Consider the following 24,914-nt stretch of genomic DNA (forward strand, 5'->3'; position numbering starts at 1 on the left):
TCCCACCCTACTGGCGGGGACCGACACTCAGGCCGGGTCCGCTCGTTGGCCGGACATGGCGAACGAGGTTTCCGGACGGCTCGCGGACCGCGTGTGCGTGGTCACGGGCGCGGCGAGCGGGATCGGGCGGGCGACGGCCCTGCGCTTCGCGCGCGAGGGCGCCCGCGTGGTGGCGGCGGACGTGGACGCGGAGCGGCTTGCCACGCTCGGCGACGGCGTGGTGACGGTCGTGGGCGACGTCTCCCGGGACACGGACGCCCGGCGCATGATCGGCACGGCCCTGGACCGCTTCGGCCGCCTGGACGTCCTGGTGGCGAACGCGGGGGTGATCCCCCTCCTCGACATCACTCAGGCGAGCGCCGCCGACTTCGACGAGGTGATGGCGGTCGACGGCCGGGGCATGTTCCTGACCTGCAAGTACGCGATCGAGGCGATGCTGCGCGGCGGGGGCGGCGCGATCGTGTGCACCTCGTCGGTCTCGGGCGTGGCCGGCCAGGCCCGGCAGGCGGTCTACGGCCCGGCGAAGTTCGTGGCGACGGGCCTGACCAAGCACCTGGCCGTGGAGTGGGCCGCCCACGGCATCCGCGTCAACGCGGTCGCCCCCGGCACGATCGAGACGGAACGCGTGGCCGCCGTACGCGAGGAACCGGGCGGCCCCGAGTACCTGGAGACGGCGGCCAAGGCCCACCCGATGTCCCGCTTCGGCCACCCGGACGAGGTGGCGTCGGCCATCCTCTTCCTGGCCTCGGACGAGGCGTCCTTCGTGACGGGAGCGGTCCTGCCGGTGGACGGGGGCTACCTGGCGCAGTAGGACACCGGTGCCGGCCCGCCCTCCCCGCCCCGACCCGCCCCCGCCGTCGTGGGCACGCGTCCCGCTGGGGTGACGGGGGTCCCCCGGGCGGGGTCCCGGGGGAGGGCGGGCACAACGGACGGCGCCCTCACGGGCGCCTCCGCTCCCGGTCGTCGGTCCCTCAGCGTCCGACGGGCCCGCGCCGCTTCCGTATCGCGCCGGCCCCGATCAGCCCGAGCACCAGCACGGCACCGATCCCGGCCGCCCCGGACGCGGCGGCGACAGCGGACCCGCCGGCCGCGGGTGCCGACCCGGCGGCGACCTCGTAACCACCCGCCGCCCCCTTCTTCGCGTACGCGGATCCGGGAAGCTTGTCCCCGTAGGCCCGCACCACCCGCTCCCGGTACGCCACCAGGCTGGTCCCGTTCCTGCCGACCGCCCGCACCGCGTCCTCGTCCAGCGGCAGCACCTTCGCCCCCTTCTGGACGTACCACGCGTCGATCTGCGGCTCGCGGAAGACGACCCCGCCGGGCAGCACCCGCCGTCCCTGCTCGGTGTAGCGCACCTCGTCGTCGCCGGTCGCGATGTTCACGACCCGCCACCCGCCGTCGGCGCCGCGCACCGTCCAGAGCGAGGCGGTGCGCCCGTCGGGGGCGACCGCCTTGCTGGCGTGGAACTCGACGCGGGCGACCGGCGCCCCGGCCTTTCCTGCGACGAAGTCGGGCGAGAGGATCCGTACGGGCACGGACGCGCCCTCGACCCGGGGTGTGACGGCGGCGCGCGCAAGAGCGCCGGCCTTGTCGTCCCGGCTGAAGAAGCGGGCCACCGTGTCGAGCGTCCCGGGCGCCGCGGCCGCCTGCTCGGGCGTGGGCGCGGAAGGGACCGGGGCCGCGTCGGCCGGACCGCCCCCGAGGACGACGAGCACCACACCGCTCAGCAGCCCGGCCGCCCCGGCACGCATACGTACGCTCATCGTCGTCACGCCCCGATCCGGTAGAGCGAGTGGGTCCAGGAGAACGAGTTGTTGTTCACGTACCAGTCGTGCGAGGCCCAGTTGTAGCGGTCGCTGGACGGCCAGGGGTCGCCCCAGTAGACCCAGCTGTTGGCGTCGTCGTAGCCGTAGATCACGTGCATGTGGCCGCCACCGCTGGACCACTGGATCCGCGTCTCGATGGGCCGGTTGGCGTTGATCTCGGTCTGCACCGTGGAGTAGCGCAGCCAGCCGTCCACGTACGAGCCGGGGTTGATGCCCGCCCAGCTGAGGCCGTTCTGGACGTTGCCGAGGGTGGCCTGCCAGTTGGGGCAGTCGTAGCCCTGCTGGCGGTTGAAGGCGGCGTTGCAGAACTGATTCTGGGTGTAGCCGCGCCCGAACCAGGTGGCGATGGTGTTTCCGCCGCCCGCCCAGCACCAGTTGGTCTTCTGCTGGGCCTGCATGGTGATGTTCAGGCGCTTGGAGGCGTACGCCGACACCGTGTCGCCCTGGGTCCCGGAACCGGCCGGCGCGGCGGACGCCGGGGCTGCGGGCAGGACGAGGAGTGCGGCGGCCGCGGCGAGTGCCGCGATGGAAAGCTTTCTCTTGCGCATCGCGTTCCTCCCGAGGTGGGGATGTGGGGAGTTGGAGGAGAGGAGCGCGTCCGGACGCTGGTCAGGAGCATCGGCCGTTGTCCGGAACGGGTCAACACGCTTCAATGCGGGGTGACGGCGAGCTGTGAACGGTGTGACCCGGCTGTGAACGGCGGCCCCGGGTCCACCTGCCCTCCCGCCCCGGGCGGCGCCCTGCCCCGTCCGCCCTGCCGTGAACGTTCACTGAGGAGTCCTCGTGGGTCACACCGAGGCCGATCTGGCGCAACTGCTGCACACCGGCCCGTTCCACCTGGCGCTGCGCACGGCGCTCGCGGTGCGCGGACTGCCGCTCCAGCGGGTGCAGCACCATCTGGCGCACCGCGGCATCAAGGTCGGGGTGACCTCGCTGAGCTACTGGCAGCAGGGCGCCCGGCGCCCGCAGCGGCCCGAGTCGATGAAGGCGGTGCGGGCCCTGGAGGAGGTGCTCCAGCTGCCGGGGAACTCGCTGACCCGGCTGCTCGCCGAGGACGCCGCCGCCCGCGCCGAGGTGGAGCGGCCGGCGACCCGCTCGTACCGCTCCCTGGTCGAGGCCAGCGGGGTGGTGGAGAGGCTGCTGGCCGAGCTGGAGAGCCCGGCGGACGGGGGGCTGCACACGGTCGGGCACCACGAGCGGGTGCGGATAGGGGCGGGGCGGGAGATGCTCGGCCGGGACTCGCAGCAGGTGGTGCGGGCGCACCGGGACGGGATCGACCGCTATCTGGCGATCCACTGGGGCGATCCCGGCTGCGATCCCTCCCGGGTGGAGGTGCGGGCGACGGAGAACTGCCGCACGGGCCGGGTGCGGCGGCACGCGGAGACGGGGGTGCTCGTCGCCGAGCTGCTCTTCGACACCCGGCTGCGGGCCGGGGACACGTACGTCTTCGCGTACGGCTTCGAGGACGGCACGGGCGGTGCGAGCAGGGAGTACGTGCGGGGCTTCAGCTTCGCCGGCGGGCAGTACGTGCTCCAGGTGCGCTTCGACGAGGCGGCGCTGCCGGTGCGGTGCCGGCGGTTCGCGCAGGCGTCGACGGGCGCGCCGCGCGGTGGCCGGTCGGAACTGACGCTGAGCGGCCGGCACCGCACGGTGCACGTGGTGGAGCAGGGGGTGCGCCCCGGGATCCTGGGGGTCGAGTGGGACTGGGCCTGAGGGCCCGGCTCCCGGGTGTGCCTAGGCCTCCGGACCGGCGACCAGCCGCCCGTTCTCCACGCGGACCGGGACGGCGGGGAGCGGCACGGTCGCCGGGCCCTGGACGGCCTTGCCGGTGGTCACGTCGAAGCGGCTGCCGTGGCAGGGGCAGTTGCCCTCGTTGTCCTCGATCTTGTCGAGGACGCAGCCGGCGTGGGTGCACTGGGCGCTGAACGCCTTGTACTGGCCCTTGGCCGGGCAGTGCACCAGGAGCCGCTGCTCGCGGTAGAGCTTGGCGCCGCCGACGGGGACCTCCTCGGGCGCGCCGAGGGTCACCGGGGCGGTCGGGGTCGGGTTCTCGGCGTGGCCCAGCTTGGAGTCCGTGGAGCAGGCGGCGACACCCAGACCGGCGGCCCCGGCGAGGGCGGCGCCTTTCAGTACGGTGCGGCGGGTGGACTGGCCGGACATGAGCGCTCCACGGGTTCACGGGGGAAATCGGGGACAAGCCACCCGAAGCGGGTGACCCGAACGACGATACCGGCGCGTTCGCGGTCCCCCGCGGCCGGGCTGTCGTGACCGCTGTGGCATGGGTTACCTTCCGGTACGTGATCGTCGTCGCCGGTGAGTCCCTGATCGACCTGGTCCCGGGCGGGGCCCCGGGCCCCCTGTCCCCGCTGCTGCCGCGGCCGGGCGGCGGCCCGTACAACACGGCGGTGGCCCTCGGGCGGCTGGGGGCGGAGGCCGCCTTCTGCTCCCGGATCTCGACGGACGCCTTCGGCGAGGCGCTGCTCGACGGGCTGCGGGCGGCGGGCGTGGCGACCGGTCTGGTGCAGCGGGGGCCCGAGCCGACGAGCCTGGCGGTGGCCTCGGTGGGCCCGGACGGCTCCGCGCGCTACGGCTTCTACGTGGAGGGCACCGCGGACCGGCTCTTCACGCTGCCGGAGCGGCTGCCCGAGGGGGTGCGGGCGGTCGCCTTCGGGACCTGCTCGCTCGCCCTGGAGCCGGGCGCGAGCGCGTACGAGGCGCTGCTGCGGCGCGCGTTCCGGGACGGCGCCCTCACCCTGCTCGACCCCAACGTCCGGCCCGGTCTCATCCCGGACGCGGTGGCCTACCGGGAGCGTTTCGCGGGCTGGCTGCCGGACGTCTCGCTCCTGAAGCTCTCGGAGGAGGACGCGGCCTGGCTGGGAGGTTCGCCGCGGGAGTGGCTGGACGCCGGGCCGGCCGCGGTGGTGCTGACCCGGGGCGCCGAGGGCCTGACCGTGTTCACGCCCGGCTCCGAGGTGTCCGTGCCGGGTGTTCGGGTACGGGTGGTGGACACGATCGGGGCGGGCGACACGGTGAACGCGGCCCTGCTGCACGGGCTGGCCGGCCGCGCCCCGGGCGCCCTGTCCCGGGCGGAGTGGCGGGAGCTGCTGTCCTTCGCGGCGCGGGCGGCGGCGGTCACCTGCACGAGGGCGGGCGCGGAGCCTCCCTACGGGCACGAGCTGGGCGACGGCTGAGGGGGCGGCCCCGCTCCCGCGGGACCGCCCCCTCTCTTCCGTGCCCGGCCGGGCGGCCGTCAGGCCTTGCGGGACCTGGCCGTCGCCTTCTTCGCCGGCGCCGCCTTCTTCGCCGCCGCGGTCTTCGCCGCGGTGGTCTTGGACGCCGCGCTCTTGGTCGCGGCCGCCTTCTTGGCCGGCGCCTTCTTCGCGGCGGTCCGCTTCGCCGCACCGCCGCTCTTCGCGCCGCGCGCGGCGGGGACCGTCGCGTCGCTGACCCGGTCGGCACCGAGGATCTCGCGGAGGAACTTGCCGGTGTGGCTCGCCGGGACCGAGGCGACCTCCTCGGGCGTGCCCTCGGCGACGACCAGTCCGCCGCCGCTGCCGCCCTCGGGGCCCATGTCGATGATCCAGTCCGCGGTCTTGATGACATCGAGGTTGTGCTCGATGACGATCACCGAGTTGCCCTTGTCGACCAGGTTGGACAGGACCTTGATCAGCTTCGAGATGTCCTCGAAGTGGAGGCCCGTGGTCGGCTCGTCCAGGACGTAGACCGTGCGGCCCGTGGAGCGCTTCTGGAGCTCGGAGGCGAGCTTGACGCGCTGGGCCTCGCCGCCGGACAGGGTGGGCGCGGACTGGCCGAGCCGGACGTACCCGAGACCGACCTCGTTGAGCGTGCGCAGATGACGGGCGATGGTCGGGACGGCCTCGAAGAAGTCCAGGGCCTCCTCGATCGGCATGTCCAGGACCTCGGCGATGGACTTGCCCTTGTAGTGGACCTCCAGGGTCTCCCGGTTGTACCGGGCGCCGTGGCAGACCTCGCACGGGACGTAGACGTCCGGGAGGAAGTTCATCTCGATCTTGATCGTGCCGTCGCCGGAGCAGTTCTCGCAGCGGCCGCCCTTGACGTTGAAGGAGAAGCGACCCGGCAGATAGCCGCGGACCTTCGCCTCCATGGTCTCCGCGAAGAGCTTGCGGACGTGGTCGAAGACGCCGGTGTACGTCGCCGGGTTCGACCGCGGGGTGCGGCCGATGGGCGACTGGTCGACGTGCACGACCTTGTCGACGAGGTCGTCGCCGTCCACCCGGGTGTGCCGCCCGGGCACCGACTTGGCGCCGTTGAGCTCGCGCGCCAGGTGGGTGTAGAGGATGTCGTTGACCAGGGTCGACTTCCCCGAGCCGGAGACGCCGGTGACGGCCGTGAGGACGCCGAGCGGGAAGGAGACGTCGATGTCCTGCAGGTTGTTCTCGCGGGCGCCGTGCACGGTGAGGCGGCGGCCGGGGTCCACGGGACGGCGGATGTCCGGGGTGCCGATGGCCCTGCGGCCCGACAGGTACTGCCCGGTCATCGACTCCTCGTTGGCGAGGAGCTCCTTCAAGGGGCCGGAGTGGACCACCTTGCCGCCGTGCTCGCCGGCGCCGGGGCCGATGTCGACGACCCAGTCGGCGACCTTGATGGTGTCCTCGTCGTGCTCGACGACGATGAGCGTGTTGCCCATGTCGCGCAGCCGCACCAGGGTCTCGATGAGCCGGTGGTTGTCCCGCTGGTGCAGACCGATGGACGGCTCGTCGAGCACGTAGAGCACGCCGACCAGGCCGGAGCCGATCTGGGTGGCCAGCCGGATGCGCTGGGCCTCGCCGCCGGAGAGGGTGCCGGCGGCCCGGTTGAGCGAGAGGTAGTCCAGGCCGACGTCGACGAGGAAGCGCAGCCGCTCGTTGACCTCCTTGAGGACCCGCTCGGCGATCTTCTTGTCGCGGGCGTTGAGCGTGAGCCGGCCGAGGAAGTCGGCGCAGTCGCTGATCGACATGGCGGAGACCTCGGCGATGGACTTGTCCATCACCGTGACCGCCAGCACGATCGGCTTCAGCCGGCTGCCCTGGCAGGTGGGGCAGGGCACCTCGCGCATATAGCCCTCGAAGCGCTCGCGGCTGGAGTCGCTCTCGGCCTCGCTGTGCCGCCGCTTCACGAAGGAGACGGCGCCCTCGAAGGCGGGGGTGGTGTAGGCCCGCTCGCGGCCGTACCGGTTGCGGTAGCGGACCTCGACCTGGGTCTTGTGGCCGTACATCAGGGCCTTCTTGGCCCGCTGCGGCAGCCCGGCGTAGGGGATGTCGGTGCGGAAGCCGAGGGCCTGGGAGAGGCCGCCGATGAGCCGGCCGAAGTACTCCTTGGTGTGGCCGTGCGACCAGGGGTGGATGGCGCCCTCGTCGAGGGAGCGCTCCTCGTCGGGGACGACGAGCTCCGGGTCGACCTCCATGCGGGTGCCGATGCCGGTGCAGTCCGGGCAGGCGCCGAAGGGCGAGTTGAAGGAGAAGGAGCGCGGCTCCAGCTCCTCGAAGGACAGGTCGTCGTACGGGCAGTAGAGGTGCTCCGAGTACATCCGCTCGCGCTCGGGGTCGTCCTCGGCGAGGTCGACGAAGTCGAGCACGACCATGCCGCCGGAGAGCCCGAGCGCGGTCTCGACCGAGTCGGTGAGCCGGCGCTTGGCGCTGTCCTTCACGGTGAGGCGGTCGACGACCACCTCGATCGTGTGCTTCTCCTGCTTCTTCAGGGTCGGCGGCTCGCTCAGCTGGATCGTCACGCCGTCGACCCGGGCACGGCTGTAGCCCTTGGTCTGGAGGTCGGCGAAGAGGTCGACGAACTCGCCCTTGCGCTCGCGCACCAGCGGCGACAGGACCTGGAAGCGGCTGCCCTCGGGCAGCTCCAGGACCTTGTCGACGATGGCCTGCGGCGACTGGCGGGAGATCGGCCGGCGGCACTCCGGGCAGTGCGGCTTGCCGATGCGGGCGAAGAGCAGCCGGAGGTAGTCGTAGACCTCGGTGATGGTGCCGACCGTCGAGCGCGGGTTGCGCGAGGTCGACTTCTGGTCGATGGAGACGGCGGGCGACAGACCTTCGATGAAGTCGACGTCCGGCTTGTCCATCTGGCCGAGGAACTGACGGGCGTAGGAGGAGAGCGACTCGACGTACCGGCGCTGCCCCTCGGCGAAGATCGTGTCGAACGCGAGGGAGGACTTGCCCGACCCGGAGAGCCCGGTGAAGACGATGAGGGAGTCACGGGGGAGGTCGAGCGAGACGTTCTTGAGGTTGTGCTCGCGAGCGCCACGGACGATGAGACGGTCGGCCACGCCGGTCCGCACCTTTCTTGAGAGAGCGGATGTGCCTGAAGACCCAACAACCAAGGATGCCGGATGCTTCCATCGAGCCTATAGCACGCACATTCGATTTCCGGAGTTCCGCTGCCCTCTTCACCCGAACGAGTGGCGACACCCCGGCGGCGCTAGGGTCGGCGCCATGATCGACCATGTGCGTGACCTGACCTCCGTGCGCGAGGCGACCGACCGGCTCGTCGACGCGGTCTCCTCCTGGGACAACGCGGCGCTCGCCGAGCCGTCACGGCTTCCGGGCTGGACCCGTGGCCACGTCCTCGCCCACCTCTCCCGAAACGCCGACGCTCTGGTGAACGTGCTCCAGGGCCTGCCCATGTACAAGGACGGCGCGACCCGCGACACCGACATCGAGCGGGACGCCGGCCGCCCCCTCGACGTCCAGCTCGCCGACCTGCGCGAGAGCGCCGAGCGCTTCCAGGCCGTGTGCGAGGAGCCCGCGGACTGGACGCGGACCGTGGAGCTGCGCAACGGCGTCACCGACAGTGCCTCCCGGGTGCCGTTCCGTCGCTGGGTCGAGGTGGCCCTCCACCACGTCGACCTCGGCGCCGGATACGAGCTCCGCGACCTGCCGGAGGAGTTCCAGCTGCGGGAGATCGACTTCCTCGCCGACCGCTGGTCCGGCCGCGCCGACGTGCCGCCGGTGACCCTGCGCACCCCCGACGGCACGGACCGCGGCCGCACCGGCGGCACCGAGGGCGCCCCGGTGACCGTCACCGGCCCCCTCGACGCGCTCCTTGGCTGGCTGTCCGGGCGCGGCGACAAGGGCGCGGGCCTGGCCGCGGAGGGCGGCCCGCTCCCCGAGCTCCCGCCGCTGTAACCGCAGTTGCCGCCCGCCCCCCGGCGCCCGGGGATAGGCTGAGGCCATGACGTACAGCGGAGTGGTGAAGGTCGGCGGACCTGCGGATGTGCACGAGCTGACCGACCTGATGATCTCGAAGGTCGCGGTCGGCCCGATGGACAACAACGCGTATCTGCTGCGCTGCCGGGCGACCGGCGAGCAGCTGCTGATCGACGCGGCCAACGAGGCCGCGACCCTGCTCACGCTGATCGGTGACGACGGCATCAAGGCCGTCGTCACCACCCACCGGCACGGCGACCACTGGCAGGCCCTGGCCGAGGTCGTCGAGGCCACCGGCGCCCGCACCTACGCGGGGGCGTACGACGCGGAGGGCATCCCCGTCCCGACCGACGTCCCGGTGCAGGACGGCGACACCCTCCGGGTCGGCCGGGTCGAGCTCACCGCCCGCCGGCTCGTCGGGCACACCCCCGGCTCGATCGCGCTGGTCTACGACGACCCGCACGGCCACCCGCACGTCTTCACCGGCGACTGCCTCTTCCCGGGCGGCGTCGGAAACACCTGGGGCGACCCGGAGGCCTTCGCGAGCCTGCTCCACGACGTGGAGACCAAGCTCTTCGGGGAGCTGCCGGACGAGACCTGGGTCTACCCGGGCCACGGCAGCGACACCACGCTCGGTGACCAGCGGCCCCACCTCGCGGAGTGGCGCGAGCGCGGCTGGTGACCCCGCCGCGCCCCCGCACGCCCCCGTAACCCGGGTGACGCCCGGGTAGTTGGCGCGACATGCGCCACAGTCACTCTCCGTCGATGGGCCGGCTCGCCGCCGCCTCGCTCGTCGGCACCGCCATCGAGTTCTTCGACTTCTTCGTGTACGGGACGGCCGCCGCGCTCGTCCTCGGCCCGCTCTTCTTCCCGAACTTCTCCCCGCTCGCCGGCACCCTGGCGGCCTTCGGCACCTTCGCGGTCGGCTTCGTCTCCCGCCCGCTGGGCTCCGTCCTCTTCGGCCACGTCGGCGACCGGTACGGGCGGCGCCCGGTCCTGTTCGCCTCGCTGCTGCTCACGGGCTGCGCGACGGTCGCGGTCGGCTGTGTCCCCACGTACGAGACGCTCGGCATCGCCGCGCCCGCGCTGCTGCTCCTGCTGCGCTTCCTGCAGGGGCTCGGCCTGGGCGGCGAGTGGGGCGGGGCGGTGCTGCTGACCGCCGAGCACGCCCCCGAGCGGCGGCGGGCGCTGTGGGCGAGCTTCCCGCAGATCGGACCCGCGGTCGGCTTCCTGCTGGCGAACGGGGTGATGCTGGCGCTGACGGCCGGGCTGAGCGACGCCGAGTTCCGGTCCTGGGGCTGGCGGGTGCCGTTCTGGGCCGCCGGGCTGCTCGCCGCGGCCGGTCTCGGGCTGCGCTCCTCGCTCGCCGAGACCCCGCAGTTCGAGGAGCTGGCCGCCTCGGGGCGGCGGGCGGAGGCCCCGCTCACGGAGGTGTTCCGCGGACACTGGCGGCTCGTGCTCCTGACGGCGGGCGCGCTGGCCGTCGGCTACGCGGTCTTCTACACCGTGTCCACCTGGGCCCTGGCCTACGGCACGGAGCGGCTCGGCGTGTCCAGCACGGTGATGCTGGTCTGTGTGATGGCGGCGGTGGCGATCAAGGGGGCGGTGACCCCGTTCGCGGCGATGCTCGGCGACCGCTACGGGCGCAGGACGCTGTGCCTGACGGGCTGCGCGGCCTCCGCCGTGTGGATGTTCCCCATGGTGGCGCTGCTCTCCACCGCGCGGCCGCTGCTGATGTTCCTGGGCTTCCTCGGCTCGCTGCTCGCGTTCATCACGATGTTCTCGGTGGTCGCCGCCTACCTCCCGGAGCTGTACGAGCCGCGGGTGCGCTGCACGGGCGCGGCCGTGGGCTACAACCTGGCCGGGGTGCTCGGCGGGGCGCTCACGCCGATCGTGGCGACGGCCCTCTCCGAGGGCGGCGAGGGCCCGCCGTGGGGCGTGGCGGCCTATCTGACGGTGGTCGCGCTGGTGAGCCTGGGCTGCTTCGCCCTGCTCCCGGAGACCCTCCCGGCGCGGACGCCGGTGCCGGAACCCGCGCAGGCGCCGGAGCCCGTGTAGGCGGGGGCCGGGCCTCGGGCCGCAGGCGCGGCGCGGACAAGGCGAAGGCCGGTGCGGGTGGCGTGCTGCCACCCGCACCGGCCCTTTCACGCCGGGGGTCAGGCCCCGACGCTGTCCTTCTCGGCCTCGCCGGCGTCGGCGGCCGGGGCCGCGGCGGCGGCCTCCGCGGCCTCCCGCTGCTCCTGCTTCCTGGAGGCGATGAGGCTGGTGATCGTGGTGATGACCAGGACGCCGCAGATCACGGTGAGCGAGAACGGGATGGAGATCTCGGGAACGTGCACCCCGGACTCGTGCAGGGCGTGCAGCACCAGCTTCACGCCGATGAAGCCGAGGATCACCGACAGGCCGTAGCTGAGGTGGACCAGCTTCTTCAGCAGGCCGCCGATCAGGAAGTACAGCTGCCGCAGACCCATGAGGGCGAAGGCGTTGGCGGTGAAGACGATGTACGGGTCCTGGGTGAGGCCGAAGATCGCCGGGATGGAGTCGAGGGCGAAGAGCACGTCGGTGGTGCCGATCGCCAGCATGACGACCATCAGCGGCGTCAGCACCCGCTTGCCGTTGTTGCGGATGAAGAGCTTGGTGCCGTGGTAGCGGTCGGCGACGCCGAACTTCTTCTCGATGGACTTGAGGAGGCGGTTCTCCTCGAAGTCGTCCTCCTCCTCGTCGGAGCGCGCCTCCTGGATGAGCTTCCAGGCGGTGTAGATCAGGAACGCGCCGAAGAGGTAGAAGACCCACGAGAAGCTGGTGATGATCGCGGCGCCGGCGGCGATGAAGATCGCGCGGAGCACCAGGGCGATCAACACGCCCACGAGCAGCACCCGCTGCTGGAGGTGGGAGGGCACCGAGAACTTCGCCATGATCAGGACGAAGACGAAGAGGTTGTCGACACTGAGCGACTTCTCGGTGATGAAGCCGGCGAAGAACTCGCCCGAGGCCTGGCTGTTGCCGAACACCATCAGGCCGATGCCGAACAGCACGGCGAGGGCGATCCAGACGATCGTCCAGATTCCGGCTTCCTTGACCGACACGTCATGGGGCTTGCGCCCGATGAAGAAGTCGACCGCGATCAGGGCGCCCAGACCGAGAATGGTCAGCACCCACAGGGTCATCGAAACGTCCACTGCGCCTCCGGCGTCGTACGGCTTGTGATCAGCGTCGTCGCTGCCGGAGGTCTCTTCCACCCGGGGAACGGCCCGGGCCGACGCCCCGGGCTCAGATCCCCGATCTGTCCGTATTGACGGGCACGTCGCGCAATGGGGAGTACTCCCCTCCGCACCAAGAAGATTACCCGAAGAACCAAGGAAAGGTAAAGAGAAGGGTAAAGCTGCCTCAAACCCGCAGGTCAGCGACCCCACTGGCGTCGTGAGTCCGCCACCTGGGAGAGGACCTGCCGGAGCACCGCGCTGCCCTGCGGGACCAGGGGCGGCTCGTACGTCCAGGCGTGCCCGACCCAGGGGTCGGCGAGGTGGTCGTCGGGCACCGGGGTGAGCCGCATCAGCGTGCGCCACAGCGGATCGAGCACCGGTCCGTACGCGGCGGCGTCCGCCCGGTCCGCGACCATCAGCAGATGCAGGCCGACCTGCGGGCCCTCGTCGGCGAGATAGCGCAGCTGGTTGACCGCCCGGTCGTCGAATCCGTGCGGGAAGTCATGGACGACCAGCAGGTGCTCGGCCGGATCCATGCCCGGCGGCAGGTCGTCGGCGGCACCGGCGCGCAGCGCCATCTGCATCAGGTCGACCCGCTCGGTGAGCTGCGCGAGGACGGCCGAGACCCCGGCGGCCCCCGCGGCCGGCGGCGCGGCGAGCACCCCGGCCTCCACGAGCGGTGCGAACGCGGCCGCGCCCGCACCGGCCGGGTCGATCACCCGCACCCGGAAGCCGTCGGCCGGATACACCGCGACCAGCCGGGCCACCAGCGCGACCGCCGTGTCCAGGGCGAGTCGGCGCAGCTCGGCCTCGTCGAGGAGGGCGGCCGCCTCCGAGTGGCCGCGCCCGGAGTCCACCCACAGCCCGCGGGCCAGCGGGAGCCGGGCCAGGAACGGGATGCGCAGACCGGGGCGCTCGGGCAGGTGGAGGTCGCCCAGGCGGAGCGCCATCGGCGCCTCCATGGGGACCCGGTACGCCTGCCAGACGGGGCTGTCCCAACGGGCGTAGGCGGCCGGCAGCGCGGGCTCGACGACCTCGGACTCGGCGGTGAGCTGCGCGAGGTCGCGGTCGAGGGCCTCCTGCGCGCGGGCGGTGAGCTCGTCGTGCTTCGCCTTCGCCGCGGCCCGGGCGGCGTCGCCGGCTCCGCCGATCCGGTTGCGCGGGTCGGAGAGCACCCGGTCGAGCTCCTGGTCGAGCCGGGACTCGGCGAACTGGCAGGCGCTGCGGTAGGCGGCGGTGGTGCGGGCCAGGTCCTCGAACATGCTCCACACCTGGTTGTAGAGGCGCTCGTCCATGGACCAGCCGGTGGCGTCGCCGGCGACCGGCGCCGGGTGCGCCGGCGGGGCCGGGGGCTGCTCGGGCCGGGGCGGGACGGCGCCCGGGGCCGGGCGGCGGCCCGGGTGGGTGTAGTCGATGGGGCCGCCGGGGGCGGCCGGGGCCGGCTGCCGGACGCGGTCGGCCTCGGGGACGCGCGGGGGCGGGGCGGCGACGGAGCGGGCCAGCCCCTGGGCGACGGCCTCCAGGATCGAGCCGGCGAGCTCGGCGGGGCGCTCCAGGCCCTGGTCGGCGAGGAGCGCGGCGAGGCCGCCCTCGTACCCCTGGCCGACGGCCCGCACCTTCCAGGCGCCCTGGCGTCGGTAGAGCTCCAGGGCGACGAGTGCGGACTCCCGGTCGAGGCCGGTGATGGTGTAGTCGGCGATCCTGGTGCCGTCGGGCGCCGTGACGGTGACGACGGGGGCCGCTCCGGCGCCGAAGCTGCTGGGCCCGTCCACGCCGACGGGCAGGGCCAGGAGGACGCAGACGCGGTGGACGGCGGCCTCGACGGCCTCCAGGTCGACCGCGAGCCGGTGCTCGGTCGCGGCCTGCCGGGGCACCTCGACCCCGGGCAGCGCCGTCGCGCCGGGATGGGCGACGGCCCCGGCGCCCGGGAGGCGGCCCGCCTCGTCGACCAGGGTGGCCGCGGCGAGGACCGGATGACCGGCCGAGACCCGGATCTCCAGGCGGGTGTGGGGCAGGGGGTGGTTCTGCCCCCGGACCAGCTCGGCGGTCATCTGCTCCGTCTCTCCGTGCGTACGAACGTGGTGCCCGAGCCGCGTCTACAGGACCGGGAAGATCGACGGCATGAGGTCCTGGAAGGTGCGGCCGTTGGCCGCGTTGCCCAGGGCCGTCATCTGCCAGCCGGAGCCGGCCCGGTGCACCTTGGCCATGATCTGGGCCGTGTACTGGCCGCCGCCGTCGAGCGTGTAGCGGGCCAGCTCCTGGCCGTTGGTCTCGTCCACGAGGCGGCAGAACGCGTTCTGCACCTCCTGGAAGGTCTGGCCGGTGAAGGAGTTCACCGTGAAGACGATCTGGTCGATGTGGACCGGGACGCGCTGGAGGTCGACCAGGATCGCCTCGTCGTCGCCGCCCTGGCCGACGCCGCCGACCAGGTTGTCACCGGTGTGCCGGACGGAGCCGTCGTCGCTGACCAGGTGACGGAAGAAGACCACGTCCACCGGCTGCTTGTCGGCGAAGAGCACGGCGGAGGCGTCCAGGTCGATCTCGCGGGTGCGCGAGCCGAACAGGCCGCGGCGGGGCGCCGCCTGCCAGCCGAGGCCCATCCGCACGGAGGTCAGGCTGCCTCCGTCCTTCTTCTCCAGGCTGATGGCCTGCCCCTTGGTCATGTTGACCGTCACGCGCTGCCCCTCTCATCGGTGTGAGCAGCACCCTACGCAGGCGCACTGACAACGCGCCGGGAGCGGCCCGGTTTTGTGTCGCTCTTGCAACACACCGGGCCGCCGCGGCCGGTCCGAACGGGCCGGTCAGGCCAGTCCCGCCTCCTTCATCTGGCGCAGCTCCTTCTTCAGTTCCGACACCTCGTCGCGCAGCCGGGCGGCGACCTCGAACTGCAGCTCGGCCGCGGCGGCCTTCATCCGGTCCGTCATCTCCTCGATGATTCCGGCGAGTTCGGTCGCAGGGCGGTCGCCGAGCTCCACCGTGGCGCCGGCCTTGCCCGCCCTGCCCTTCGGGGCGTGCGCGGCGAGCGAGGGGACGGGGGCCTTGGCGCCCTTGCCGTCCTTCGCCTTGCGGTAGCCGCTGCCGAGCAGCTCCTCGGTGTCGACCTCCTCGCGCGCGATGGTGGCGACGATGTCGTTGATCTTCTTGCGCAGCGGCTGGGGGTCGATGCCGTTGGCCTTGTTGTAGGCGACCTGCTTCTCGCGGCGCCGGTTGGTCTCGTCGATGGCCTGCGCCATCGCCGGGGTGATGGTGTCCGCGTACATGTGGACCTGGCCGGAGACGTTTCGGGCGGCGCGGCCGATGGTCTGGATGAGCGAGGTGCCGGAGCGCAGGAAGCCCTGCTTGTCGGCGTCGAGGATGGCGACCAGGGAGACCTCGGGCAGGTCGAGGCCCTCGCGGAGCAGGTTGATGCCGACCAGGACGTCGTACTCGCCGGCCCGCAGCTCGCGCAGCAGCTCGATCCGGCGGAGCGTGTCGACGTCGCTGTGCAGATAGCGCACCTGGATGCCCAGCTCCAGGAAGTAGTCGGTGAGGTCCTCGGCCATCTTCTTGGTGAGGGTGGTGACCAGGACGCGCTCGTCCCGCTCCGTGCGCAGCCGGATCTCGTGCACCAGGTCGTCGATCTGCCCCTCGGTGGGCTTGACCACGACCTCGGGATCGACGAGGCCGGTCGGGCGGATGATCTGCTCGACGAAGCCGTCGCCGCGGGAGAGTTCGTAGGTGCCGGGGGTGGCGGAGAGGTAGACGGTCTGGCCGATCCGCTCCTGGAACTCCTCCCACTTCAGCGGCCTGTTGTCGAGCGCCGAGGGCAGCCGGAAGCCGTGGTCGACGAGGGTGCGCTTGCGGGAGGCGTCGCCCTCGTACATCGCGCCGATCTGCGGGACGGTGACGTGCGACTCGTCGATGACGAGCAGGAAGTCCTCCGGGAAGTAGTCCAGGAGCGTGTTGGGCGGGGAGCCGGGCTCGCGGCCGTCGAAGTGCATCGAGTAGTTCTCGATGCCGGAGCAGGAGCCGATCTGGCGCATCATCTCGATGTCGTACGTGGTCCGCATGCGCAGGCGCTGGGCCTCCAGCATCTTCCCCTGCTTCTCCAGCTCCTTCAGGCGCTGCTCCAGCTCGCGCTCGATGTCGTTGACGGCCCGCTCCATGCGCTCGGGGCCGGCGACGTAGTGGCTGGCGGGGAAGACGTACAGCTGCTGGTCGTCGCTGATGACCTCGCCGGTCAGGGGGTGCAGCGTGGAGAGGGCCTCGATCTCGTCGCCGAACATCTCGATGCGGACGGCGAGCTCCTCGTAGACCGGGAAGATCTCGATGGTGTCGCCGCGGACGCGGAAGGTGCCGCGGGTGAACGCCAGGTCGTTGCGGGTGTACTGGATGTCGACGAAGCGGCGCAGCAGCTGGTCGCGGTCGATCTCCTCGCCGACCTTGAGGTTGACCATCCGGTCGACGTACTCCTGCGGGGTGCCGAGGCCGTAGATGCAGGAGACGGAGGCGACCACGACGACGTCCCGGCGGGTCAGCAGCGAGTTGGTCGCGGAGTGGCGCAGCCGCTCGACCTCCTCGTTGATCGAGGAGTCCTTCTCGATGTAGGTGTCCGACTGCGGGACGTACGCCTCGGGCTGGTAGTAGTCGTAGTACGAGACGAAGTACTCGACGGCGTTGTTCGGCAGGAGCTCGCGGAACTCGTTGGCCAGCTGGGCGGCCAGCGTCTTGTTCGGCGCCATCACCAGGGTGGGGCGCTGCAGCCGCTCGATCATCCAGGCGGTCGTCGCCGACTTTCCGGTGCCGGTGGCGCCGAGCAGGACGACGTCCTTCTCGCCGGCGCGGATGCGCCGGTCGAGCTCGGCGATGGCGGCGGGCTGGTCGCCGCTGGGCTGGTAGGGGCTGACGACCTCGAAGGGCGCCACCGTACGTTCGATCTTGGAAACGGGCCGCATGCATCCACCGTACGACCCGGCACTGACAGCCGGGCCGCGATCGGCTCAGCGGCGCGGGCGGCGGGGGCGGATCACCAGTCCTGGGAGCGGTACGTGCCGCGGTGGGCGCCCCTGCGGGCGGCGGGGCGCGCCGAGGACCAGTTCGCCGGCTCGCCGTAGGCGGGGGCGCGGCGCGGGGCGGGCACTCCGGGGGCCCCGTGGCGGTAGCCGCCGCGGGCCGTGGGCTTCTGCCAGTCGGGCTCGCCCATGACGAGCAGCGGGTCGAACATGACCACGACGGCGGCCAGCAGGAGGAAGACGGCGGGTCCGACCAGCATCGGCAGCAGCAGCGAGGTGGCGGTGTCGCCGGTGCCCGGGGCGGACGTGCCGTGCACCTCGACGTCGACGGCCGCCATCGCGGTGTAGTGCATGCCGCTGACGGCGAGGCCCATCACCAGGCTGGCGCCGAGGCTGGCCAGGAAGCCGTGGACGGAGACGGCCGCCCAGAGGGACGTGGTGGCGGCCACGACGGCGATGACGACCGAGAGGGCGACCGTGAGGGTGTCGTACGAGATCTGGCCGTGCAGCCGCATGCCGGCCATGCCCAGGTAGTGCATGGTGGCGACGCCGAGGCCGGTGATGGTGCCGCCGGTGACGAGGGTCAGGGCGGTGGCGCCCCGGTAACCCACGATGAAGATCCCGATGCCGACCATGACGACGGCGACGCCGAGGCTGGCGAAGGTGATGGGCCGGTCGTAGCTGATGGGGGCCTGCCGGACGGAGAAGCCCATCATCGCGATGAAGTGCATGGTCCAGATGCCGGTGCCTATGGAGGTGGCGCCGAGCGCGAGCCAGCCGGCCTTGAAGGTGTCGTGGTGGCGCAGCGACCGGGTGGTGCAGCGCAGCCCGAGTGCCCCGCCGAGGCAGGCCATGAGGAAGGCCGCCACCGGTGTGACGAGGCCGTAACTGAATCCGTCGACCGTGCCCTGCATGAGCGTCTGCCCTCCACCCCTGGTGCAACGTCGTCCGAAAACAGTCGGTACCGCTGAGTAGTGCTACCGGATTATGGCGTCCACCGGGGTCTCTCGGCCATGCGGTCCGCGAATTGACCTGCCCCGTTGTCGGTGCCGGGTCGTACGGTGATCGGCATGGAGAGCGAGAAGTCCGGGACGGCGCGGGCGGGCGTGCGGGTGGAGTGGGCGGTGGTGCCCAGCACCATCGGTCCCCTGCTGCTCGCCGCGACGGATCGGGGTCTGGTGAGCGTGGTCTTCCACGCCGACGAGCGGGTGCGCGAGCGTGCCCTGGAGCGGCTGGCGGGCGCGCTGGGCGGGGAGCTCGTGCGGAGCGCGTCGGGCCTGCTCGCCGGGCCGCTTCGGCAGCTGGAGGCGTATTTCGACGGGAGGCTCCGGAGCTTCGACGTCAAGTTGGACTGGTCGCTGGTGACCGGATTCAACCGCCAGGTGCTGCGCGAGCTGGCCGAGGGCGTCCCGTACGGGACGGTGGTGGGGTACGGGGAGCTCGCCCGCCGGGTCGGGCAGCCGGCGGCGGCCCAGGCCGTCGGAGCGGCGATGGGCAGCAATCCGCTGCCGGTGGTGGTGCCGTGCCACCGGGTGGTGGAGAGCGACGGGGGTCTCGGGGGCTTCGGCGGGGGTCTGGAGACCAAGCGCAGGCTCCTCGCCCTGGAGGGGGTTCTTCCGGAACCGCTGTTCTGAGCCATGACCTGGGCTTCGTCCGGGTCCGGCCGTTCCCACGCTGTGGGAAGGCTGGCACTATGCGTAAGTGACCACCACGCCCGGCGCCCCTGACGCGCTCCTGTCGACCGCGATATCCGACCCCCTCTCCCCCGACCGTCTCCCGGCCCTGCGGCGGCGCATACAGGCGGTGCTGATCGCCACCCAGATCCTGGGCGGCCTCGGCATCGCCATCGGAGTGGCACTGGCCGCGGTCCTCGCCAAGGAGGTCAGCGGTACGGAGGCGCTGTCCGGGCTCGCGTCGACGGCCTCGGTCGCGGGACCGGCCCTGCTCGCCATGCCGCTGGCCTCGCTGATGGCCACCCGGGGCCGGCGTGCGGGGCTCGTCCTCGCCTATCTCGTCGGCGCCTTCGGCGCGGGGGTCGCGGTGCTCGGCGCGGTCCTCGACAGCTTCCCGGTGCTCCTCGTCGGCCTGGTCGGCTTCGGAGCCGGCTCCTCGGCCAATCTGGCGGCCCGCTTCGCCGCCGCGGACCTGGCCGAGCCCGACCGGCGGGCGCGGGCCATCTCCACCGTCGTGTGGGCCACCACCATCGGCGCCGTCCTCGGCCCCAACGTCGCCGCCCCGGCCGGGGAGAGCGTGGCGGGCCTGGGCATCCCGGTGGCGGCCGGGCCGTTCGTCTGGGCGGCCGGGGTCTTCGTGCTCTCGGCCCTCGTGGTGGCGCTGCTGCTGCGGCCCGACCCGCTTCTGACGGCACGCGCGCTGGCCGGCCCCGAGGAGGACACGGCGGCGGAGGGCCGCTCCCTCAAGGCCGGTCTGCGGGCGGTACGGGCCTCTTCCCGGGCCAAGCTCGCCCTGGTCACCGTGGCCGGCTCGCACACCGCGATGGTGTCGATCATGTCGATGACCCCGGTCGCGCTCAGCCACCACGGCGCCGGCATCCGGTTGATCGGTCTGGTCATCAGCGGGCACATCGCGGGCATGTACGCGTTCTCCCCGCTGATGGGCTGGCTCTCCGACCGGCTCGGCCGGCTCTCGGTGATCGGCCTCGCCATCGCGCTGATCGCCACGGCGGCGCTCCTCGCGGGCACCGCCGGGCCGAGCCACGGGCAGACCGCGCTCGGCCTCTTCGTCCTCGGCCTCGGCTGGTCGGCCGGCCTCGTCTCCGGCTCGGCCCTCCTGACGGACTCCGTCCCCCAGGCCGCCAGGGCCGCGGTCCAGGGCCTCTCCGACTTCATCATGAACGCCTCCGCCGGACTCGGCGGCCTGGCGGCGGGCCTGATCGTCTCCACGGTCGGCTACGGCTGGCTGAACGCGGTCGGGGCCTGCCTGCTGGTACCGATGGCGCTGCTGGCCCTGCGGGGCGCGGTGCGGCGGGCCTGAGGGCCTGCCGGGTCGGTCGGATCCTGGATCCCCTCCTGGATCCCCTCTTGGATCCCCCCTGGCTCAAACCTCCTGGATCCAACCTCCCGGCTGAAACTTCCTGGATCCAGTCGTCTCAGCGCGGCACCACCGGCGAGCTCGCCCCCTCCAGCACGCGCCGCGGCGACCCCGTGCCGTCGGCGGGCACGCTCCACACCGCGCCCGCCACGCCGTACGAGAGCGTGCCCGGCCCCGTCCAGGACGCCTGGTCGTCGACGGACCGGGTCTCGGCGAGCGGGTGTTCGCGCAGGGTGTCGAGGTCGAGGACGTACAGCCGCCAGGGTGCTCCGGGGTCGGTGGAGACCTTCTTCTTGTAGGCGATGCGGGTGCCGTCCGGGGAGAGCGAGGGGCACTCGACGTTCTCCTTGACGGCGCGCGCCGACCAGTTCCGCAGGTCGCCCTCGACGAGGTGGGTGCGGCCCTGGGTGGAGACGGTGGCATAGAAGCGGTTGTCGTCGCGGGCGAAGCTGACGCCCCAGTAGTTGACGTCCGGGGCGTGGTGGCGGCGCCCGCCCAGGGTGAGCGGGATCTGCTCGATGCTCTTGATCAGATAACCGGTGCGCAGGTCGAGGATCGAGGTCCGGGTGGAGAACGCGGAGGTGGCGTAGGAGTCGCCGGTGGCGAAGGTGGTCCAGGCGAGCACCCGCCCGGAGGCGGAGACCCTGGCCCGGCTGGGGATGCCGGGCAGGCTCATCCGGCGCACCTCGTGCAGCCGCCGGTCGAGGACGAGGACGTAGGAGCGGGCGGGCAGGCCCGGGCGGCGCTGGAGGCAGAGCGCGGTGCTCGCGGCGGCGTGGAAGCGGTCGCAGCGCGGTCCTCCGACGAGGCGTGAGCCCGGTGCGGCCGGGTCCTGGCGGGCGACGCGTCCGGTGGCGGTGTCGCGGAAGTAGAGGGCGCCCGGGGGCCCGTCGAGCCCGAAGCCCGTGTCGGCGGTGACGGCCTCGGTCCGCGGGCGCTCGGCGGCGGCCCGCAGGGTGTAGGCGGTGGCGCCGCCGACGAGGAGCAGGGCGCCCAGGAGGAGTGCCCAGAGGCGGCGGGCGGTCATGTCGCGGTCCTTCCGTGCGGTGGGTCGGCGGGCAGCAGGCGGGCGGAGCACACGAGGGCCACCGCGAGTCCGGCCGAGGCGAGGACGAGCGCGGTGGACGGCCCCCACAGGGTCCAGGCCGCACCGAAGCCGGTCGCCGCGGCGACCCGGGCGAGGGCCTGCGCGGTCTGGACGACGGCGAGCCCGCTCGCCCTGCCGGTGGCCGGGAGGAGCGGTCCGGTGAGGGCCATGAGGACGCCGTCGGTGGCGGCGTAGAAGACTCCGAGCAGGGTGAGCACCCCGCCGATGAGGACGGCGTCCGGCACCGGGGCGAGGAGCAGGGCCATGGCGAGGAGCAGGGCGCCGTGCCCGTACAGGAAGGGGCGTCTGCGGCCGATGCGGTCGGCGAGCCGCCCGGCGGGTACGGCGAGCAGCAGATAGGCGGCCGCGGCGCCGAGCGGCAGGAACGGGAACCAGGTGGTGGCCAGCTCGGTCCTGCGCTGGAGCAGCAGGTAGAGGAACGCGTCGCCGACGGTGGCCGCGCCGAGGAGCGCGGCGGCGAACGCGACCCGGCGCACGGCGGGCAGGCGGAGCGGGGCCGTCAGGTCGCGCGGACCGCGGGTGACATCCACGGTCTCCCGGCGGCCTCCGGGGACGAGCACCACGAGCAGCAGCACCCCGAGGAGGCCGACGCAGAAGCTGACGACGAAGACGGCGTCGTAGGCGTCGGCGGTCGCCCACAGCAGGGCGAAGGCGGCGAGCGGTCCGAGGAGCGCGCCGGTGGTGTCCATGGCCCGGTGGACGCCGAAGGCGCGACCGAGGCCGTCGGGCGGGCTCGCGAGGGTGATGAGGGCGTCGCGCGGGGCGGTGCGGATGCCCTTGCCGAGGCGGTCGGCGGCGAGGGCGGCGCCGAGGAGACCGGTCGCGCCGCCGGCGAGGAGCAGGCCGAGGCGGGAGCAGGCGGACAGGGCGTAGCCGATGCCGGCGATCCGCTTGTGGTGCCCGCCGCGGTCGGCGGCGTGGCCGCCGAGGAGGCGTACGAGCGCGGTGGCACCGGTGAACAGCCCGTCGAGGAAGCCGAACTGGAGCGGGGTCAGGCCGAGTCCGAGGACGAGGTAGAGCGGCAGGACGGCCGTGACCATCTCGGAGGAGACGTCGGTGACGAGGCTGACGGTGCCGAGGGCGAGGACGGTGGCGGGGACGCGCCGCCGCACCCCGGAGGGGGTGGGCGGCGTGCCGCGGCGACCGGTGGTCGCGAGGTACATCAGTGGCAGGTGTAGGTCGGGCCGGTGTCCTTGACCGAGCCGTCCGTGCCGACGTACTGCCAGCTGTAGGCGGTGTCGGTGAAGTTCAGCTTCAGCACCCCGTACGAGCCGCTGATGCGCTTCTGGCTGTTGGGCTGGACGGTCTCGATGGGGTACGGCTCGGCGCCGCCCATGCCGCCGACGATCTCGACGATGCCGTCGGCGGTGGCCCGGCCGTCGGGGTCCTGCGGGGCGAAGCGCTCGTAGTGGTGGTCGTGCCCGTTGAGGACGAGGTCGGCCTTGGCCGCGTAGAGGATCTGCCAGACGGGCCGGGAGACGGGGTCGTTGCCGTGCCCGCCGGAGGAGTAGAGCGGGTGGTGGAAGTACGCGGCGACACAGCCCTTGGCGTTGCGGGCGAGGTCGTCCTTGAGCCACTGGATCTGGGCGGGGTCGTCGAAGGAGTTGGAGTCGAGCGCGATGAAGTGCCAGTTGCCCTCGTCGTAGCTGTAGTAGGGCAGGCCCTGGGGGTAGGCGATCGCGCCGAAGTACGCCTTGTAGCCGGCGAGGGAGCCCGCGGGGTCGTAGGTCTCGTGGTTGCCGGGGACGGGGCGGGTCTTGGCCTTGAAGGCGCCCCAGGTCTTGTCGTAGTAGGCGCGGTAGTCGGTCAGGCGGGCGTCGTCGTACTGGTTGTCGCCCATCGTCACGTAGAACCTGGGGGCGATCCGCTGGGCCTGGGCGGCGGTCTTGGGGTGCGCGCAGGAGCTGCTGGAGGCGGTGCACTGCGCGGCGATGTCGCCGGCGGCGACGACGGTGAAGGAGCCGGTGGTGGGCGGCGGGGTGGTGCCGTCGGTCGTCCCGTACACCTCCACTTCGTAGAGGGAGTAGCCGTACGAGGTGCCGCGGGCGGTGCCGTAGATCCGGAGGTAGCGGCCCTTCCCGGTGAGCCCGGTCCAGTCGTCGGTGCCTCCGTTGCCGGCCGTCTCGGTGGCGAGGGCGGTCCAGGTGGCGCCGTCGGAGGAGACCTCGACGCGGTAGGCCTTGGCGTAGGCCGCCTCCCAGGAGAGGCGGACGCGGGAGACGGTGGCGGTGGCGCCGAGGTCGACGCGCAGCCATTGCGGGTCGGAGCCCTCGGCGCTGGCCCATCGGGTGGCGGGGTCGCCGTCGAAGGCCTTGGCCGGGGTGAGGGTGGCGTCCTCGTCGGAGGAGGAGGTGGCGGGCTTGCCGCGGGACAGGAGCGGGTCCGCGGCGTCGGCTCGCCCGGGGGCGCCGATCAGCAGGCCGCCGGCGAGGAGCAGGACGGCGGCGAGGAGGATGGACAGCGTGGTGCGACGGGGTGGGGCGGAGGCGTTCAGGCGCATACCTGGGACTCCTTTGCCTGGGGACGGAGAGAGCTGGGCTCCGGTGCGGGCAGCGCGGCCCGGGCCGCCTGGCGGGGGGCGCCACGGGGCGTGCTGCGGTGCACAGCGGCCGGGTCAGAGCTCTCGCTGAGCGCGTCACGCCCCGCTCAGGGAAGCCCTGGGCGGGGCGCCGCGCCAAGCCGCTGCCGGGATGCTAGTGGATAGGAAAGTTTCCTACCAGACCCCGAACCCAGGCTTCCGCGAAGGGAGTTCAGAGGCTGATGTGGTACGCCTTGCGCAGCGTCTCGTGGACGGTCCAGGTGGTGCGGTCGCCCTCCCGCAGCACGCAGGCGTCGCCGGGGCCGATCTCCAGGGTGTCGCCGCCCTCGACCGCGACCGTGGCGCGCCCGCTGACGACGACGAAGAGCTCGTTCGCCTCGGTGTCGGTGACCACGCCGGGGGTGATCTGCCAGATGCCGCGGATCTGCTTGCCGTCGGCGGACTCCCACAGGACCTTGCCGGTCACCTCGGGGGTGCCGGAGACGATCTGGCCGGGGTCGAGCGGCTCGGGTTCGAGGTCGGCGTCGGGGATGTGGACGGCGAAGGAGGGCTGTGCGTGAGTGGTCATGGCCGGTGACTGTAGCGGGGCCCCGGCGCCCGACCGGGCTCGGGACCTGCTGGAGGAATTCCTTCCGTTTCCCCCTCCGACCAGGCACTTCTCCGGCGCGTCCGGCGCGACGGAATCCGCAGGAGGGGTTTACGGCCGGGGCACGCCCAAAGGGGCGCCCCAGCCCCTCGGGGCGGGGCGGCGAGGCACCGATTCCGCAGCCGCCGGGCCCTCCCCCGCGGACGCGGGCGAGGGCCCGGTTCCGGCCAGGGGCGTCTGTTCTCGGCCTTGGGCGCACCGAAAACCGCCCCCGCGCGGGGCGTTACGCGCGGATGTCCCCGCTGGTGGGCGGCAGCGTCTTTGGTGGGGCCAATGTTGGTCGCGTGGATTGCGCCGAGCCTCCTGACAGAGGTGGCGCGCGGGCGTCACACTCCCACCCGACTGCTCCCCCTCCTCCCCCCACCCCGGACAGGA

The 24,914-nt window shown here is 72.8% G+C and carries 21 protein-coding genes; 8 read left to right on the forward strand and 13 right to left on the reverse strand.

Annotated features, from left to right (window positions below):
* Positions 1 to 55 precede the first annotated feature (55 nt).
* Positions 56 to 811 carry an SDR family NAD(P)-dependent oxidoreductase gene (locus ACH414_RS22455; RefSeq protein ID WP_386564938.1) on the forward strand — a complete coding sequence of 252 codons (756 nt, stop codon included), beginning with the start codon at positions 56 to 58 and terminating at the stop codon, positions 809 to 811.
* A gap of 160 nt (positions 812 to 971) precedes the next feature.
* On the opposite strand, the gene ACH414_RS22460 is transcribed toward ACH414_RS22455, so the two are convergent.
* Both ACH414_RS22460 and ACH414_RS22465 read right to left on the reverse strand, forming a co-directional pair.
* On the reverse strand, positions 972 to 1,763 hold the full coding sequence (locus ACH414_RS22460; protein WP_382539950.1) for a hypothetical protein: 792 nt from the start codon (positions 1,761 to 1,763) through the stop codon (positions 972 to 974).
* Between the two features lie 5 nt (positions 1,764 to 1,768).
* The gene (locus ACH414_RS22465) at positions 1,769 to 2,374 is read right to left on the reverse strand and encodes a papain-like cysteine protease family protein (protein WP_398943070.1); all 606 of its coding nucleotides are present in this window, start codon (positions 2,372 to 2,374) and stop codon (positions 1,769 to 1,771) included.
* A gap of 235 nt (positions 2,375 to 2,609) precedes the next feature.
* Between ACH414_RS22465 and ACH414_RS22470 the strand changes: the two genes are divergently transcribed.
* Positions 2,610 to 3,539 carry a hypothetical protein gene (locus ACH414_RS22470; RefSeq protein ID WP_382539955.1) on the forward strand — a complete coding sequence of 310 codons (930 nt, stop codon included), beginning with the start codon at positions 2,610 to 2,612 and terminating at the stop codon, positions 3,537 to 3,539.
* 21 nt (positions 3,540 to 3,560) lie between these two features.
* On the opposite strand, the gene ACH414_RS22475 is transcribed toward ACH414_RS22470, so the two are convergent.
* A complete protein-coding gene (locus ACH414_RS22475; protein WP_382539958.1) occupies positions 3,561 to 3,986 on the reverse strand; it encodes a Rieske (2Fe-2S) protein in 426 nt (141 codons plus the stop codon).
* A 137-nt stretch (positions 3,987 to 4,123) separates the two neighbouring features.
* Here ACH414_RS22475 and ACH414_RS22480 point away from each other — a divergent pair, with 137 nt between their 5' ends.
* Complete coding sequence (locus ACH414_RS22480) at positions 4,124 to 5,017, forward strand: carbohydrate kinase (RefSeq protein WP_382539961.1); 894 nt, start codon at positions 4,124 to 4,126, stop codon at positions 5,015 to 5,017.
* Between the two features lie 59 nt (positions 5,018 to 5,076).
* On the opposite strand, the gene uvrA is transcribed toward ACH414_RS22480, so the two are convergent.
* A complete protein-coding gene (gene uvrA, locus ACH414_RS22485; RefSeq protein ID WP_382539964.1) occupies positions 5,077 to 8,121 on the reverse strand; it encodes an excinuclease ABC subunit UvrA in 3,045 nt (1,014 codons plus the stop codon).
* A gap of 166 nt (positions 8,122 to 8,287) precedes the next feature.
* On the opposite strand from uvrA, the gene ACH414_RS22490 reads away from it, so the two are divergent.
* From ACH414_RS22490 to ACH414_RS22500, 3 genes are all read left to right on the forward strand, one after another.
* A complete protein-coding gene (locus ACH414_RS22490) occupies positions 8,288 to 8,980 on the forward strand; it encodes a maleylpyruvate isomerase family mycothiol-dependent enzyme (RefSeq protein ID WP_398943074.1) in 693 nt (230 codons plus the stop codon).
* A gap of 46 nt (positions 8,981 to 9,026) precedes the next feature.
* Positions 9,027 to 9,683, forward strand: coding sequence for an MBL fold metallo-hydrolase (locus ACH414_RS22495; RefSeq protein WP_386564945.1), 657 nt, complete (start codon positions 9,027 to 9,029; stop codon positions 9,681 to 9,683).
* An 83-nt stretch (positions 9,684 to 9,766) separates the two neighbouring features.
* The gene (locus ACH414_RS22500; RefSeq protein WP_386564947.1) at positions 9,767 to 11,059 is read left to right on the forward strand and encodes an MFS transporter; all 1,293 of its coding nucleotides are present in this window, start codon (positions 9,767 to 9,769) and stop codon (positions 11,057 to 11,059) included.
* A 98-nt stretch (positions 11,060 to 11,157) separates the two neighbouring features.
* Here ACH414_RS22500 and ACH414_RS22505 read toward each other — a convergent pair whose 3' ends face one another.
* From ACH414_RS22505 to ACH414_RS22525, 5 genes are all read right to left on the reverse strand, one after another.
* Complete coding sequence (locus tag ACH414_RS22505; RefSeq protein WP_398943076.1) at positions 11,158 to 12,180, reverse strand: TerC family protein; 1,023 nt, start codon at positions 12,178 to 12,180, stop codon at positions 11,158 to 11,160.
* A gap of 221 nt (positions 12,181 to 12,401) precedes the next feature.
* Positions 12,402 to 14,255 carry a TerD family protein gene (locus ACH414_RS22510; RefSeq protein WP_398943078.1) on the reverse strand — a complete coding sequence of 618 codons (1,854 nt, stop codon included), beginning with the start codon at positions 14,253 to 14,255 and terminating at the stop codon, positions 12,402 to 12,404.
* A gap of 45 nt (positions 14,256 to 14,300) precedes the next feature.
* Complete coding sequence (locus ACH414_RS22515) at positions 14,301 to 14,879, reverse strand: TerD family protein (RefSeq protein WP_382539981.1); 579 nt, start codon at positions 14,877 to 14,879, stop codon at positions 14,301 to 14,303.
* A gap of 126 nt (positions 14,880 to 15,005) precedes the next feature.
* A complete protein-coding gene (uvrB, locus tag ACH414_RS22520) occupies positions 15,006 to 17,138 on the reverse strand; it encodes an excinuclease ABC subunit UvrB (RefSeq protein ID WP_382539984.1) in 2,133 nt (710 codons plus the stop codon).
* A 71-nt stretch (positions 17,139 to 17,209) separates the two neighbouring features.
* Entirely contained in the window at positions 17,210 to 18,109 is a 900-nt protein-coding gene (locus ACH414_RS22525; protein WP_386564952.1) for an MHYT domain-containing protein, read from the reverse strand.
* Between the two features lie 156 nt (positions 18,110 to 18,265).
* Here ACH414_RS22525 and ACH414_RS22530 point away from each other — a divergent pair, with 156 nt between their 5' ends.
* Both ACH414_RS22530 and ACH414_RS22535 read left to right on the forward strand, forming a co-directional pair.
* The gene (locus ACH414_RS22530; protein WP_382539990.1) at positions 18,266 to 18,829 is read left to right on the forward strand and encodes a methylated-DNA--[protein]-cysteine S-methyltransferase; all 564 of its coding nucleotides are present in this window, start codon (positions 18,266 to 18,268) and stop codon (positions 18,827 to 18,829) included.
* A gap of 67 nt (positions 18,830 to 18,896) precedes the next feature.
* Positions 18,897 to 20,189, forward strand: coding sequence for an MFS transporter (locus ACH414_RS22535; RefSeq protein WP_382539992.1), 1,293 nt, complete (start codon positions 18,897 to 18,899; stop codon positions 20,187 to 20,189).
* A 115-nt stretch (positions 20,190 to 20,304) separates the two neighbouring features.
* Here ACH414_RS22535 and ACH414_RS22540 read toward each other — a convergent pair whose 3' ends face one another.
* From ACH414_RS22540 to ACH414_RS22555, 4 genes are all read right to left on the reverse strand, one after another.
* The gene (locus tag ACH414_RS22540) at positions 20,305 to 21,273 is read right to left on the reverse strand and encodes a hypothetical protein (protein WP_382539995.1); all 969 of its coding nucleotides are present in this window, start codon (positions 21,271 to 21,273) and stop codon (positions 20,305 to 20,307) included.
* Positions 21,270 to 22,517 carry an MFS transporter gene (locus ACH414_RS22545; RefSeq protein WP_391769593.1) on the reverse strand — a complete coding sequence of 416 codons (1,248 nt, stop codon included), beginning with the start codon at positions 22,515 to 22,517 and terminating at the stop codon, positions 21,270 to 21,272. Before ACH414_RS22545 ends, ACH414_RS22540 begins: the two co-directional genes overlap by 4 nt.
* Positions 22,517 to 23,854 (reverse strand): discoidin domain-containing protein, encoded by a 1,338-nt coding sequence (locus ACH414_RS22550; protein WP_386564959.1) that lies wholly within the window; start codon positions 23,852 to 23,854, stop codon positions 22,517 to 22,519. Before ACH414_RS22550 ends, ACH414_RS22545 begins: the two co-directional genes overlap by 1 nt.
* A 250-nt stretch (positions 23,855 to 24,104) precedes the next feature.
* Complete coding sequence (locus tag ACH414_RS22555) at positions 24,105 to 24,461, reverse strand: cupin domain-containing protein (RefSeq protein ID WP_382540004.1); 357 nt, start codon at positions 24,459 to 24,461, stop codon at positions 24,105 to 24,107.
* Between the last annotated feature and the right edge of the window lie 453 nt (positions 24,462 to 24,914).

It is taken from the genome of Streptomyces sp. NPDC020422, assembly GCF_044386705.1.
Lineage (GTDB): Bacteria > Actinomycetota > Actinomycetes > Streptomycetales > Streptomycetaceae > Streptomyces.